At 66.6% G+C, this 14,783-nt stretch carries 10 protein-coding genes and 1 pseudogene; 6 read left to right on the plus strand and 5 right to left on the minus strand.

What is annotated here, in order from left to right:
• Window positions 1-33 precede the first annotated feature (33 nt).
• From ACFWMR_RS10390 to ACFWMR_RS10410, 5 genes and pseudogenes are all read left to right on the plus strand, one after another.
• On the plus strand, window positions 34-324 hold the full coding sequence (locus ACFWMR_RS10390; RefSeq protein ID WP_378378175.1) for a hypothetical protein: 291 nt from the start codon (window positions 34-36) through the stop codon (window positions 322-324).
• Between the two features lie 346 nt (window positions 325-670).
• Window positions 671-841 (plus strand): ATP-binding protein, encoded by a 171-nt coding sequence (locus ACFWMR_RS10395; RefSeq protein WP_378378213.1) that lies wholly within the window; start codon window positions 671-673, stop codon window positions 839-841.
• A gap of 581 nt (window positions 842-1,422) precedes the next feature.
• Window positions 1,423-3,756, plus strand: a complete 2,334-nt coding sequence (locus tag ACFWMR_RS10400; protein WP_378378176.1) for an McrB family protein — start codon at window positions 1,423-1,425, stop codon at window positions 3,754-3,756.
• A complete protein-coding gene (locus ACFWMR_RS10405) occupies window positions 3,734-4,924 on the plus strand; it encodes an McrC family protein (RefSeq protein ID WP_378378177.1) in 1,191 nt (396 codons plus the stop codon). The genes ACFWMR_RS10400 and ACFWMR_RS10405 overlap by 23 nt, the downstream gene beginning before the upstream one ends.
• 317 nt (window positions 4,925-5,241) lie before the next feature.
• A pseudogene (locus ACFWMR_RS10410) lies at window positions 5,242-5,400 on the plus strand (transposase); the annotation flags it as partial.
• 217 nt (window positions 5,401-5,617) lie between these two features.
• On the opposite strand, the gene ACFWMR_RS10415 reads toward ACFWMR_RS10410, so the two are convergent.
• From ACFWMR_RS10415 to ACFWMR_RS10435, 5 genes are all read right to left on the minus strand, one after another.
• On the minus strand, window positions 5,618-7,156 hold the full coding sequence (locus ACFWMR_RS10415; protein ID WP_378378178.1) for a S8 family peptidase: 1,539 nt from the start codon (window positions 7,154-7,156) through the stop codon (window positions 5,618-5,620).
• 27 nt (window positions 7,157-7,183) lie between these two features.
• Window positions 7,184-8,644, minus strand: coding sequence for a trypsin-like serine protease (locus ACFWMR_RS10420; protein ID WP_093937702.1), 1,461 nt, complete (start codon window positions 8,642-8,644; stop codon window positions 7,184-7,186).
• Between the two features lie 26 nt (window positions 8,645-8,670).
• Complete coding sequence (locus tag ACFWMR_RS10425) at window positions 8,671-10,224, minus strand: S8 family peptidase (RefSeq protein ID WP_378378179.1); 1,554 nt, start codon at window positions 10,222-10,224, stop codon at window positions 8,671-8,673.
• Between the two features lie 275 nt (window positions 10,225-10,499).
• Window positions 10,500-13,256 carry an AAA family ATPase gene (locus ACFWMR_RS10430; protein WP_378378180.1) on the minus strand — a complete coding sequence of 919 codons (2,757 nt, stop codon included), beginning with the start codon at window positions 13,254-13,256 and terminating at the stop codon, window positions 10,500-10,502.
• A gap of 53 nt (window positions 13,257-13,309) precedes the next feature.
• A complete protein-coding gene (locus tag ACFWMR_RS10435) occupies window positions 13,310-13,723 on the minus strand; it encodes a hypothetical protein (RefSeq protein ID WP_378378181.1) in 414 nt (137 codons plus the stop codon).
• Between the two features lie 255 nt (window positions 13,724-13,978).
• On the opposite strand from ACFWMR_RS10435, the gene ACFWMR_RS10440 reads away from it, so the two are divergent.
• Window positions 13,979-14,134, plus strand: a complete 156-nt coding sequence (locus ACFWMR_RS10440; RefSeq protein ID WP_143267220.1) for a hypothetical protein — start codon at window positions 13,979-13,981, stop codon at window positions 14,132-14,134.
• Window positions 14,135-14,783: the final 649 nt, after the last annotated feature.

The following is a 14,783-nucleotide window of genomic DNA, read 5'->3' on the forward strand; positions in this document are numbered from 1 at the left end:
GTGCGCCGCGAGCCACCCACTACGCTGCAATGCGTGTTCAAACCATCACGCATTGCCACTGTCCTGCTCGCCGCGACCGGCGCGGTTCTCGCGGGCGCTTCGTCGGCGTCAGCTGACGACCACAACACCCAGCAGTTCACCGAAGGCGGTATCCAGGCGGCCAACAACTTCAATCACGCGACCTGCATCTGCCCTGTCCCGCTCACCGGCGGCCAGGAGATCGCGGTGGTGCCGGCTCTTGCCCACTACAACGGCGCACCTACCCGGAATCTCGCGAACGTCAGTGGCGACCAGGTCGATGCTCTTCTCGTCGAGCACGAGTAGGCCAGCTTTCCGCAGCGGTGACCCCACCGCTGCGTAGACGAGGACAGGTCCCCGGTGCTCGCCCGATCCAGCGATCGCCGGGGATACCCACCGCCCTGGGCCAGGTGCCCGAGGCGACGAGCATCGTCGCCCGACAGCGCGTTACCGCCGGAAACCGGCCCGGACTCCGGCGGTCTTTGCGAACCTGTCGTCGACCGGCACGAGGAGGGTGAACTCGCTGCCGTTGAGCGTCGAGACCAGGTCCACTTTGGGGTTGAGCCTCTGGGCACTTTTCCGCGTAACCCGAACAACCCGGGCCGACCGAGTCCTTGACCGGGTCCGCCATCGCGCGGGTAAGACGAACCTGGTGTTCCAGGTCAGCTCGAAGCGATATGAGAAGGGCTCGATTGTCTTGACCTCAAACAAGACCTTCAGCGAGTGGGGCCAGGTCTTCGGAGAAGAGTATGGGACGCGAAACCGACGTCGCCTGACAACCTGGGCGATGTTGGCCGGCATTTTTCATGATAGTCAACGATGATGACCATGTACGCGATCGGCGGCGGCTCCAGCCTCGGTAAGACGACCATAGTGGAACACCTCGCTGCGAGGCACGATTTCGACGAGGTGATTCACGTCGATAACCTGCGCGCCAACGACTTCACCGCACACCGGGGACATAGCTGGCTCCGCCCCGACACAGAACTGCTCAACCGGCCTGCAGCCGGGCCTCATGCACCGGTGCATTCACCGGGACTGTTTCGTAGTCTGCCTGGTCGAACCCGAAGAAAACGTACTACGGACGACGCTCGCGACCAGAGCGAGCGGCCATTGTTTTCACGCAACCGGGCCGCGTACCGGTCGCCGTCGCCGTGCAAGGAGTCGTGCTCGCCGGTGAGAACGACCGCGTGCGGGGCCGAGGATCTCCAGTTCCTGCCGGATAGCGACATGGGCTCGGTCGCGACTGTGACATCTAGCGTGCCCGTGCCTGCCGTCAGGAGTCTGCTTTGAGAAGGTCGTCGCGCGCCTCCCGCTGGTCGCTGCCAGTCGCGGCACAGTGTCTTCTCTGATCTGATGTCGGGTATGACCCGGACGAGGCTTCCTTATCCTTCCGCTCAACCGGTGTACGCGGCGGCGCAGCTGTGGCGAGACCGATGTCTGCTCGATGAACTCAGTCTCTTCGAAGATGACCGCGTTTCCACTCTGGAGAATGCGGAGATCCTGGTCCGAGACTATGTGCTCCAGCCGGACCTGGGTGAGGGCACGTTCCGCGGCAAGCTGAGGGGTCAGCTGGCGACTTCGTCACCAGGTGCTGTGCGGCTGGCCGCGGAACTGTTGTATGTGCACTTGCTGATCGCGCGGAGCTCCGCGATCGGCGGTCAGAAGAAGCTGGAACTGATACGGGGTGTGCTCGGTTTCGTCGACGGCGGTCACGACGTACCAGAGAATCTCGCCCGCACGCTCGAGTCCGGTCTGCTGAATCCTGGTCAGGGATACAACAACTACCGCTGGCGCCAGTACGCGTATCTGATCGAAGCAGTCGCGGCGCTCAAGCGGCTGCCCGGAGCCGAGCGCCGCCAGGTTCTGGAAGAGCCTCGCAGGTTCGTTGAGCTTCTCGACGGTCTCGAGGAGAACGGTGCAGCGATCCAGCGGTTCTCGCTGGAGCATCTACTCTTCCCGGACGTGTTCGCCCCCGTCGTGAGCCGCGAGCATCGCCAGAAGATCCAGGCGACCTGGCCCGAGCTGGCCGGCTCTACCTCCGAACCGGCGTCTTTTCGTGTCGCGTCTGTGGCCAACGCCCTGGCCCCGACCGGCCGCTGGGCTTCTGGCGAGTTCGTCAACTTCTATCGGTCGCCCTACGTGTGGGACTGGGGAAAGATCAACGACCGATGGAACGCCCTGGTCCGGTGGGGCCAGCGGATACGCCAGTCGATCGACCTCACAGGCCAGGAACGCGATTACAAACTTGCCGGCGCCGCGGCGTTGCAGGCTGCCCGCTCGTCGGGGACCACCTCTGACCTCGCGTTTCTGCGGCGACACAATCTGATCGATTGGCGTGCCGCTGACAACTTCTTCCGGTGGCTCGACGGAGCCGAGGACGGCTGGGAAGTCCTCAATGAACTTTGGGGTGACGCGGGCCCTGAGTCGGTGGACCGGTTCCTCAGCCGCCTCCCCCGATCCGCTGCGGACGGGACCGGGGCGCGGCTCAGCCTGGCGTCAGTGCTGCTGGGGGCGAACGATGCCCTCCGCTATCCCCCATGGCGGGCGCGGGCAGTCGATCTCGCGTATCGCCTCACCGGCCATACCAAACCGGAACCGGCCGCTACCGAGGGTGAACGGTACGAGGCGTTCCTGGTCTTCCTCGATCAGGTCATGGACGCGTTCCGCCGCAACGGCGTCCCCTTGGGTGACCGACTTGACGCCCAGTCGATCATCTGGGCGTTGATGACCTACGACCCTCCCGAGGACTGGACAGAGGAAGAGATCGCCGCGTTCCGGGACTGGCGCCGCGGCACCGGTGCGGTGCCACCACAACTCCCCGCCACTCCCGATACGGCTGACGAAGCCGGACAGGTCTCCGTCGAGGAGGCTGACAGTACGCTGAGTGAAGTCGCAGCGGACCTGCATCTGGACGAGGCGTTCCTCGACAAGGTCGTCGCCCTGCTGAAGGACAAGAAGCAGGTGATCTTTCAGGGCACCCCCGGCACCGGCAAAACCCACGTCGCCCGCACACTCGCCAAGTGGCTCGCCGGCTCAGCGGACCGCGTGCGGCTCGTGCAGTTCCACCCCACCTACTCCTACGAGGACTTCGTCGAGGGCTACCGTCCCCGCCAGGACGGAACCGGCTTCACTCTCATCTCGGGCCCGCTGCTCACCATCGCCGAGCAGGCGCGCGCGAACCCGGACCACGATCACGTCCTGATCATCGATGAGCTCAACCGCGCCAACGTCGCCCGCGTGTTCGGCGAGCTCTACTTCCTCCTGGAATACCGCGATCAGTCCGCCCACTTGATCTACCGCCAGCAGCCCATAACGCTGCCGCCCAACCTGCTGCTGATCGCCACGATGAACACCGCGGACCGGTCGATCGCCCTGCTCGACAGCGCGCTCCGACGCCGGTTCTACTTCGTCGACTTCGCCCCCCACACCGAACCCGTGGCTGGAGTACTGCGCCGCTACCTGGACAAGCACCAGCACGACTACCGGTGGATCGCCGACGCTGTCGAGAAAGCCAACGAGAAGATCGCCGACCCGGACGCCGCCATCGGCCCGAGCCACTTCTTCCGGAACACGCCGATCGACGACACCTGGCTCGAACTGATCTGGGAGCACGCCGTCCTCCCGACTCTGCGCGACCACTTCCACGGCCGGACGCACAAACTGGAGGAACTCTCGCTCACGGCTCTGCGTAAGGAGGTGACGGGCGGCACTGATGAGGACACTCCACTTTCGTGAGTACCGGGAGCGGCGCGACGTACCGCTCACGCCGGCCGAGGTCACCGTGCTGCGCACGACGTTCAAATGCCTTGTCACGCGAACCGACAACGGTAACGGACAGTACGACGTGCGAGCCCAGGACCGGGTCGGCATGGCCATGGTCGGCGACACCGCAATCGTCGTGGCCCCGAAATTGCCCATCGCACGAGTGCTGTTCCTGATCACCCACGCCGTGGATCCGGCATGGACGAACGAAGCCAGGCTCGACAGCGCCGAATCGTTGACCGACGCCATGGCCGCGGTCTTCACGCACATGTGTGACCAGGCAGTCCGCACCGGCCTGCTCCGCGGATACCGCGACCATCACGAGCGGCTCCATACAGTTCGCGGCCGTATCGACTTCGCGGAACAGCTGCGGGGCTCACCCGGTCGTGACCTCCCGCTCGCGGTGACCTACCAGTCACACGACGAGGACATTCCCGAGAACCAGCTACTGCGTACAGCACTCGATCTGCTGGCACAGATCCCGATCACCTCGCACCAGGTTCGCCGATCGCTGGCCCGGCTACGGCGCACGTTCGAATCGGTCACGCCGGTCTCTCGGGCGCCTCGGTCCTTACCGCTAGTCCAATGGACCCGGCTCAACGAGCACTACAAGCCGGCGGTCGAGCTCGCCCGCCTCATACTGATCGGCACCGAACCCGAACTCGGCCCAGGAACGATCACCACCCCCGGGTTCGCCATCAGAATGACCGACGTGTTCGAGAAGTTCGTCCGCACCACCACCCGGCGCGCCCTCGGCCTGAGCGAACAAGACTTCCCCGCAGGCTCGGACTCGCAGGCACTTCATCTCGACCAGCGCCGAATACTGCATGTCCAGCCCGACTTGAGCCGCTGGGTCGACGGCCACTGCCGCTTTGTCGGCGAACTCAAATACCGCCTCGACACTGGCCGCGGCACCGCACAGCACCTCTACCAGACCCTCGCCTACGCAACCGCGGCCAACCTGCCCGACGCGACCCTCATCTACGCCGACGGCCCCCACAGCGGCACAACCCATCTCCTGCCCACCGCCGGAATCCGCATCCACGTCCGACACCTCGACCTGAACGTCGAGGTCGGCCAGCTACTCGACCAGATCGACGCACTCGCACATCACATCAACGAACTCACCACCCACCCTTGAGCGCATTGGGTGTCGCCGCGACCGACCGTTGCCTTCCAAAAACAGCATGAGCCGTCGCAGGTGTCCAGGAACCGAGAGTCAAAGCCGACCCACCGTCACCTATCCGAATAGCGACATATCTCAACATCGAATCCACGAAATTCCAGGTCGGCGCCGACGGCCGTGGCGTGCGCGGCGACGTCGATCTCGTCCATTTTCGCGATACGAGCCCGAACCTCGCTGTCGGGGGGTCTCATAGCCAACGGCTAGACCAGAGCACTGACAATGGCCCAGTGGTAGGTGCGCAGTTGACTAGGATGTCGGGATCGGGACGCCAGTTTGAGCCGAAGATCGTGGCGAAGCGGCAGAAGCGCCTTGGGGGTATGGACGAGATGGTGATTTCCTTGACCGCCAAGGGATTGACGACCGGGGAGATCTCCGCGCACCTGGCCGAGATCTATGGTGCTGAGGTGTCGCGGCAGACCATCTCCACCATCGCCGCCTGCGGGCAGCCCCAGCCCTGCCCGACTATCAGACGCGCCAACCGTAACCGGGTCCGGGGAGTCAGGGTGGCATTCGCGAGTATCCGCGGGCGGGCGATGTCGTCGGCAAGGTGTCCGGAGTCGTCGGATCCCCGCACCGGCAGCCGGACAAGGACGCGGTGAGGTGGGACCGGTAGCCAAGTCCGGCCCCACCTCGTTCCTCGCCCCCGGGTCAGAACGTGACGGTGAACCCGTCGATACTGCCGGTGTCGAACTTGTAGACGTCCTGGGCGCTCAGCTTCCAGGTGCCGTTGGCGTTCTCGCCGGAGGCATCCACCGTGTACGTCTCGTGGACACCACCTGCCGTGCCGACTCCGCCGGAGCCCTTGAGCCGGTACGCCTTACCGCTCGGCCCGATCAGATCGAGCACCAGATCCGCGGAATAGGTGTGTGAGATGTCGACCTTCACCGGCAGTGACGAGGACGCCCTGCCGTCACAACCATCCTGCGTCACCGAGCTCGTCACGGCGGCATCGGCGTCCGGGATGGACACCGGGGTCGTGTTCGACTTCGTGCCGCACTTCGGCGCCGGGCCACCACCGCCGATGAACGAGACGTTGAGCAGTTTGTTCAGCGAACCGCTGCCCGGGTTCTTGACGACACCGTCGGAAGCGTTGTTCACCAGCGCGTCCCGGACCTGTTTCGGAGTCGCGGACGGGTTGGCCGCCAGGTAGAGCGCGGCCGCGCCGACGACGTGCGGTGTCGCCATCGAGGTCCCGCTCATTCCGGCGGAGCCGCCGTTGCTCGGGCTCAGCGACGTGATGTTGGTGCCCGGCGCGAAAAGGTCGGTGCAGCTTCCGTAGTTGGAGAACGATGAGCGGTTGTCGCTGGAGTCCGTCGCGTTCACCGTGATGGCTTCCGGCACCCGCGCCGGGCTGGTGTTGCAAGCGTCGGTCGAGGCGTTGCCCGCGGCGATGCCGTAGACGACTCCGGAGGCGATGGACCGCTTGACCGCGTCGTCACCGACACCCGGCGCGTCAGTGGTGAGGCTCATGTTCGCCACGGCCGGTTTCACCGCGTTGGCCGTCACCCAGTCGACGGCGTCGATGATGCCCGAGTCCGGGCCGGTGTTGTCGCAACCGAGGACCTTCAGCCCGACGATCTTGACCTTCTTCGCGACGCCGTAGGTCTTGCTGCTGATCGTGCCGGCCGTGTGACTGCCGTGCCCGTTGCAGTCCTTGCCGTCTCCGCCCATGAAGTCCTTGCCGAGGCTGGCCCGGCCTTCGTACTCCGGGTTCGACGGGTTGATGCCGCTGTCGAGGTCGTACGCGGTGACACCCTCACCGCTGTTGTTGTAGGTGTACTTCTTGTCCAGCGGCAGGTTCTTCTGGTCGACACGGTCCAAGCCCCAGGTCGGGTTGGTCTGCGTGTCGGCACCGCGGGCCGTTCCGTCCTGGTAGACGGCCTTCACCGACGGATCGGCCGCGAGCCGCCGCGCCTGCTTCTCGGTCATCTTCTTGACCGAGAAGCCGTTCAGTGCGGCGGACCAGGTGGACCGGACCTCGCCGCCGAAGCGCTGGGTCAGCGACGCGGACGACGCCTGCGCGGTCGCGAGGCCGTCCTTCAGCACCACGATGTACTGATCGCCGTAGTGCTGTTTCGCCTGAATCACCACACCTTCGGCTTCCGCGGCGACGGCGTTCCCGACGCCGAGCGCCAGCAACGGTGTCAGCGCTCCCAGAGCCAGCAGGAACTTTCGTGAGTTACGCATGGTGGATCACCTCCGTGGTCTTCGTGGTCACTGGACGGTGAGCGTGTACGTGGCTGTCGAAGTCTTGCCGGAGCCGTCCTTCGCCGTCACGGTGATCGGGTACGTCCCGGCCTGGAACGGCGGGAAGACCTGCATCGTCGAGGTGCCGCCGCTGGAAATGGTCTGCGGGTTGAAGAACGGCGCGAACGGCAGGCCCGAGCCGGAGGCCGAGAGCGTGATGGAACCACTGCCGCCGGTCACGGAAACCTTCGTGCTGACCATCGAACCCGGGCGAGCGGTCCCCGAAGCCGGGTCGAGGGTCACCTTCATGTCACCGGGCTCGCTCCCGCCCTTGCCGACCGTCAGCGTCAGCGTGGTGGTCACGGTGTCGGTCGTGCCCTTGCCGGACACGGTGATCGTGTAGTCCCGTTCCGGTGTTCCCGCCGCCGTCTCGATCGTCAGCTTCGCGGTGTCACCCGACTTGATGGTCGACGGCTGGAAGGTCGCCTTGGCACCGTCGGGGAGCCCGGACGCGGTCAGCGCGACGTTCTCACTGCCGTTCTTGCCCGGCTTGCTCGTGATCGACGTCGAGATGTACTTGCCGGGGTCGACCTTCACCGAACCCGGCGAGGCCGCGAGGGTGAACTTGTCCGCGCTGGGCGCGTCGCCGATCTGCTGCTTGACCCAGTCCCCCATCTCGTTGTTCAGGCGGCTGTAGACGCTGTACCACTTGAAGTCGCTGCGGCTCCACGAAGTGATGCCGACGACCACGCCGTTGACGATGAACGGACCGCCGCTGTCCCCGGGCAGCACGGTCTTGCGGCCGTCGGAGTAGCCGGCGCAGATCATCGTCTTGGGGTCGACACCGTTCTCCACCCCCGTGCACTGATTCGCGTTGACGATCGGCAGGGTCAGCTTCTGCAGGGTGACGTCGGCGGGACTGTCGTTCTGGGTCTTCTTGCCGTAGCCCAGGCTGAAGCCGTCCTTGCCCGGTGTCTCCAGACCGGTGTCGGCGGAAGTGGCGACCTTCGCGTAGCCGCCCGCGGGGACGGGGATGTCGGCGTCGGTGGTGATGATCGCGACGTCGTAGCCGTTCCAGGGCTGGGTGAACTTCGGGTGGAGCTGGTAGTCGACGGCCTTGAGCTGGGTACCGCCGGTGCTCTTCAGATCGTCGAGTCCATAAAGGACGGACTTCTCACCTGCCAGTTCCTTGCAGTGTGCCGCGACCATCACCTTGCGGGGCGCCACGACCGAACCGCTGCAGCTCTGTCCCTTGGGACGCGAGCCGCCTTCACGCAGGGCCGCGATGGCGAACGGGTAGTCCTTCACCGAGGCCGGCACGCCGCCGATGCCCTGGGCGTGGGCGCCGTCGGGGATCCGGACGTCGCCGGTCGGGGCGACGGCGGACGCGGACGGCTGGGGCGCCGCCCCGGCGGTGCCGCCCGCGACGGGGATCGACAACGCCGTCATGCCCAGCGCCAGCAGGCCCAGGATTCTTTTTCTCTGCACGGTGTTTCCTTTCACAGGGGAGGAAATCAGAAGGTCAGGCCGAAGCTGTCGAGGAGGCCGGAGTCGAAGCGGTAGACGTCCTGGACACGCAGCTTCCAGTCGCCGGAACGGTTCTCGCCCGAGGTGTCGACGGTGTAGGTCTTGGAGAGATCGATCGAGCTTTCGCCGCCGGCCTGCTTGAGGTTGACGACCTTTCCGCTCGGCGTCACGAGGTCGATCTTCAGATCGCCCGAGTACGGATGCTTGATCGCCACGGCGACCGAGGTGCCCGAAGTGCCCTTGGCGTCGCAGGAGCCGATGGTCACGGTGCTGGACACGGCGTCACCGGCGTCCGGGATCGCGACGTCGTCATTACTGCTCCCACCCGCGCAGGACGGCGGATTCGGCGTGCCGCCACCGAGGAAACCCGTGTACAGCAGCTTGTTCGGCGAGCCCTTGACGTCGGAGATCTTGCCGGGGGTGGTGTTGTCGAGCAGCGCCTTGGTGACCTGTGCCGGGGTGGCCGACGGATTCGCGGTCAGGTAGAGCGCGGCCGCGCCCGCGACATGCGGGGTGGCCATCGAAGTGCCGCTCATCTGCTGCGTGCCGCCACCGTTGCGGGTGGAGGTGATGTTGCTGCCCGGCCCGAACAGGTCCGTGCAGGTCCCGTAGTTCGACGACTGCGACGAATTGAAGATCGAACGCTTGTCCTGCGCGTCGCTCGCGGCGACGGTGATCGCCTCAGGTGTGCGGGCGGGTGAGACGTTGCAGGCGTCCTGTCCCTCGTTGCCCGCGGCGACCGTGACGGTGATCCCGGCCCGGACCGCGCCCTGCACCGCCTGGTCCACTGTGGACGTCGCGCCACCGCCGATGCTCATCGTGAGCACCGCGGGCTTCTTGGCGTTCTTGGTGACCCAGTCAATACCGGAGACGATCGTCGACCACGGCGCGCTGGAGTTGCAGCCGAGCACGCGGACGGCGACGATCTTCACTCCCTTGGCGACGCCGTAGGTCGTGCTGCCGACGGTGCCCGCGACGTGTGTGCCGTGGCCATGACAGTCGGAGGCGTCACTGTCGCTGTCGACGAAGTCGTAGCCGCTGCTCGCCCGGCCGCCGAACTCGGACTGCCGGTAGTCGGTCCCCGTGTCGAGGACGTAGACGGTGGCACCGTCGCCTTTGTTGGCGTAGTCGTACTTCTTGTCCAGCGGCAGGTCTTTCTGGTCGATCCGGTCCAGTCCCCAGGTCGGGTCGTTCTGGGTGTCGGTGGCGCGGGCGAGGGAGTCCTGCTCGACCGTGGCGACCGCCGGGTCCGCGGCGAGCTTCCGGGCCTGCGCCTCGGTCATGCGGCCGGCGAAGCCGCGCAGGGCCGAGTCGTAGGTGCGGGTCACCTGCGCGCCGTAGCCGGAGGCCAGCGAGTGCGCGTCGGCGGTGGTGGCCTGACCGGGTTTGAACGTGACGAGGTAGGCGCCCGGGATGGCGCCGGGACCGCCTTTCAGAACGGCCTGTTCGCCCGCGGAGGCGGCGGACGGCAGGACGAGGGCTGCGGCGGACAGGGCCGTGGCCAGAGCCAAGGTCCGTCGAGGACGGAAACGTTCACGCATCGGCATACTCCTGAAGGTGGGGAATCGGCGCGGGCGGGGAGAGAACGAGGACTGCCGCGACGCTGTGACAACAGTGAATTTTCCGGGAGCCGAGAACAATAGTGGTTGTCCACGATGGACTACTCATTAAATTCACGGGGCCGCTACCAGCACTTTTGCCGCAAGTCACACCAGTAGCGACCGGCTCGAATCACTGAGAACCGTATGCCGAAAAAATAAGGGACCTCATCAAATAACGCGAACACGAAAAGGTCAAATTGATTGAATCACATGACTCAGGCGGTTTTCGACCCGGCGATCCGGTCCCGCAGCAATTCTTCACTCAGCACGGCGCGCGAAGGCAGATCGAGTTTGCACAGCGCGCGGCCGAGATGGACCTCGACGGTGCGCGCCGACAGGAACAGGCGTTCCGCGATCTGGCGATTGGTCAGGTTCTGCGCGGCGAGGCCGACGACCTCGAGCTCACGCGGTGACAACGCCTTGCCGTAGCCGCGACGGCCGCGTCGCGGAACGTCCGGACTGTGAGCCGCGAGTGCCCGGCGGCACCGCTGAGCGTCGGCGAGGGAGTCCAGCGCCCGGTAGGTCGTCTCGGCCGAGGTCAGCGCGCCCAGCAGCCGTTCGTGCTCGCCGAGTTCGGCGTAGCACTCGCCCGCGCGTTCCTCCGCGCCCGCGGCCGCTTGAGGTCGCGGCAACGCTTGGTAGGACCGCGCCGAGCGACTGAACAGCTCGGCGGCTTCAGCGGGGCGGGACCGGGCGAGCAAGCCCCGGCAGAACAGGTCCGCCGCGACGGCGAGCGGCGCGTCACGCCCGGCGATCCCTTCCTGGTACTCGGCCAGCAGCGCTTCGGCGGCTTCGCTCTCGTGCGCCTCGATCAGCATCCGGACCGCGAGCGGAAGCAGTTCCGCCGCCCACACCCAGTTGTTCTTGCGGCGGACGTTCGTCAGCCCGTACTCGACGAGACGGCGCGCCCCCGCGAGATCCTTGCCCGCCAGCTGGACCGCGGCCCGTCCCGCGAACGACGAGGCCTGCAAGGGGACGCTTCCCGCCGAAAGCTTGAACGCGGCGTCGAAATCACGCAACGCCGCCGCCCGCCGCCCTCGACCGAAGTGGTACCAGCCGAGCGCCAGTAGCGGCTCCCCCGCCAGGGAACTGTCCTCGCCCACTCGCTCGACCAGGTCACGAGCCTCGCTGTCCACTGTGGTCCACAAGCCCATCGCGACGTCGAGCCGCAGGTCCGTGCCCGCCGCCAAGGCCTCCAGATAAGGCTGGTACTCGTCCTGGATAAGCCTCCGCGCAGTCGCGAGGTATGACCTGGCCACGGGGTAGTAGCCGTTCCACGCCGCCGCGTCGGCGAGGTTGATGTAGGTCCGGCAGACCTGGCGGCGCACATCGGCCGAACGCGGTGACTCCGGAAGCGTGCCGACGTCCTGCCAGACACCGGGGTCGGCGACCTGCATCCGGCTGGACATCCGGTTCGCGGTGACCGCGGCGAGCAGTTCGACGTCACGGATGCCTTGGCTGGCCCGCTCGGCCTGATCGAGCCAGCGCAGGTTCTCTTCGACCGGGATCGCGCCGAGATGCGGAAGCGCCAGCGTGACCAGGCCACGAGCGAGCAGGGCGCGATGGTCGGAGAGGTCCGCGACGGCCAGCTGGATCTCCGAGCGACCGGCGTCGATCTGCCCGCTCTGGTTGATCAGCACCCGGCCGAGATTGATCCGGATCTCACCGCGGGCGGTCTTGCTCATCGGCCACTCCCGCACCGCTGTGCGCAGCAACCGGACCGTCGGCTCCTTGATCAGCTCGTAGGCGGTTCCCCTGCTGAGCCTGACCGCGAAGTTCTCCCGGTCGGCACGGGAAAGTCCGTCGTCTCTGAGCGCGGCTTCGAGCAGGCGCACGGCTTCGTCCGGTTTGCCGTCGGCCACCGCTCTGTCGACGGCCTCCGAGGTCCACCGCACCCAATCGCCGAGCTCACCGGCCACCCGATGGTGCTGTGCGATTCTCGACGCGTCCGGCTCACTCGAACCGGCGAGAAGACGAGCGACGCGACCGTGCAGGCGGCACCGCCGGGGACCGGGGACGGCGGCGTGGACGACCTCCGCCACCAAAGGACTGCGTGCGGCGTACCGTCCTCTGCCCAGATCGCGCAGAAATCCCGCGTCGAGAGCCGAAAGCAGCGCACGGTCGACGACATCACCGTCCAATTCGGACACTTTCGCTAGCTCAGCGCAGTCGGCCGGACGGCCGAAGGCGACGGCCGTCTCGGTGATCGCGGCACAGCCCGGATCCGCTTCCGTGAGCCTGGCCGTGAGGGCGGCGGACCAAGCAGGCGGCACGGGAGCGCGAGGCGATTCGAGAACCGCGTGAACAGCTCCGCGCACACCGCCCGTCCGTCGATGAACCCGCTCGCCGAGCTCCCGCGAGCCGGCCAGCGCCACGACGTCGTCGACATCCAGCGGCGCCAAGGTGAGTCTCGCGGTCACTCCCGATCTCGGAGGCCACCAGGACTCACCCGGCACGGGCCAATGCGCCCGGATCGCCGAAGTGGTGACGACAGCCAGCCGCGGAGAAGGATTGTCCGCCAGGAACCGGAAGAGATCTTGGGTCTCCTCGTCGGCTTCGTCCGCGTCGTCCGCGAGCAGGACCGTGCGGTCTTGCGCGGTCAGCAGTTCGCGGAGCGCCCGGAACACGAGGTGGCGGTTGTCGGTGCCGTCCGGCTCGGCGGGGAGCACTCCGGCCAGTTCCGGCAGGAAGGGACGGAGGACTCCGGCGAGCGGCGACAGCAGAGCGGCGACCGTCGTCCACCTGCCGAGGTCTGCGCTCAAGGCTTCGAGCACCGGGCCGAGCGGGACGGGCCGCCGCCGTCGGGCGCAGCGGACCCGGACCACGGCGCATTCCCCGGCTTCGCGGCGCGCGAGCTCGTCGAGCAGCCATGTCCGGCCCGCTCCCGGTTCGCCTTCGACCACGGCGAAGGCGGGACACCGGGCAATCGCCCGCGCCGTCCCTGCGACGAAATCCGCTGTCGCACCGCTCATGGAACGACTCTAAGCGCGAACCTTCTGTCCGGGATTTCTCTAAGGGCCCTCATTTAATGAGAGGCCGGGCGGGCCAGCTCGGCAAGACTGTCGAACAGCGCTTCCGCGGACCGGCACACGGCCAGCGGGGGTACTTCGAACGGGCCGATGACCTCGGTCAGCTGTTCCCACGCGAACCGGCCCAGCACCCTGGCCAGCACGATCCTCACCGCGGCGGGCTCTCCCGCGCGCGGTCGCAGCGCGTCCTCGCCGCCACTGAGCCGACCTTCGGGCTCGAGCGCGTCGAGGCACCGCGAAAGCACCTCGCCGGTCAGCCGGACCACGGCCACGCGTGACGGCCCCCGCAGGTAGGGGGCGACGTCCGCCATACTCGCCATCCGGTGAAGCACGCCGGCCACCATGCGGTCACGTACGTAGCGCGGCCCGAGGGTCGAAACGGTCGCGGGCTCCTCGAATCGCTTCGACACGGGACCCAGCTTTCCCTGGCGCCGAGGCCACGGCCAGGCCGGAAGCGATAGATGAGGATCCGTAGCCAACAGCGGTACTGGGCTGTACGGGATCGCCGTCTCCATCGCGGCCACTGGCTTCGAACAGACCGGAGTGCCGAGCGTCACGGTTCTCCTCCGGTTCGCGGGTTTGGCCCGGCGCGAGCCGGGGCACACGAGGCAAGTCCCCATCGCAGCGGCAGGCGCGTGCCTGCCTTGCCAGGAAAGAGAATCACCATGATCGTGCTCGGAGTCATCATCCTCGTGGTCGGCCTGATCGTCGGCATCCCGGTGCTGACCACCATCGGCGCCGTGCTCGCCGTCGTGGGCGTCGTCCTGGCGATCCTTGGCGGCACCGGCCGCAAGGTGGGCGGCCGCGCCCACTGGTTCTAAGCCCTCCCCGCCAGCTGAATCGATGGTCCCGGTCCATACTTTCTCCGACCGGGGCCATCGACCGGATTTCCTTGTCTTCGCGCCGATCTCACCGGCTTTCGGGCTTCACGGGGACGCGGTTGGGAAAGCCCGGATCGGGGTATCGAAGGACTATGGGGCTTGCGAAAGAACGAACCGGAAACGTCGAGAGCCGCGTGCACCAACCTGCGCCTCGACGGCGGGACGGAGTCACTCTCGCGGCGACCTGGACCTCGATCACCGTCGCGCTCGCCACGATGTTGTGGTTTTCCGGTTTCCGAGACTGGTCCGTCTACCTGCTGGTGATCCCCAGCTTCGTCCTGTCCGTTCTCTTGTGGCTCGTTCTCGGTCGATCAAGCAAGCGGATACCGGTGGCGAGCCGGCCGCTGCCCGGATCGGGTATGACCCGTCGCACGTAACCGCTCGATGATCAGGTCCGCCAGCTCCGGCCTGGGTTCCACTCCCGCCCGGGCGAGCGACCTCAACACGGATCGAATTTCTTCGACCAACGCTCGCAGACTGGCGCATTGTGTGCAGGCACGAAAGTCTCGAGACGGGCTTTCCCAGTCCCTTACCGGGTCGTGCCCACAGTTGACCGAGCTGTCGACCGGGTGCGAATCGACGTTCATGA

Origin of the sequence: Amycolatopsis thailandensis (assembly GCF_042723255.1) — a bacterium.
Taxonomy (GTDB): domain Bacteria; phylum Actinomycetota; class Actinomycetes; order Mycobacteriales; family Pseudonocardiaceae; genus Amycolatopsis; species Amycolatopsis thailandensis.

What these genes read in the sequence shown, in the direction of transcription:
- ACFWMR_RS10430 (WP_378378180.1), bottom strand. Translation starts at nt 13,256, where the DNA reads ATGAGCGGTGCGACAGCGGATTTCGTCGCAGGGACGGCGCGGGCGATT.
- ACFWMR_RS10425 (WP_378378179.1), bottom strand. Translation starts at nt 10,224, where the DNA reads ATGCGTGAACGTTTCCGTCCTCGACGGACCTTGGCTCTGGCCACGGCC.
- ACFWMR_RS10405 (WP_378378177.1), top strand. Translation starts at nt 3,734, where the DNA reads ATGAGGACACTCCACTTTCGTGAGTACCGGGAGCGGCGCGACGTACCG.
- ACFWMR_RS10415 (WP_378378178.1), bottom strand. Translation starts at nt 7,156, where the DNA reads ATGCGTAACTCACGAAAGTTCCTGCTGGCTCTGGGAGCGCTGACACCG.
- ACFWMR_RS10440 (WP_143267220.1), top strand. Translation starts at nt 13,979, where the DNA reads ATGATCGTGCTCGGAGTCATCATCCTCGTGGTCGGCCTGATCGTCGGC.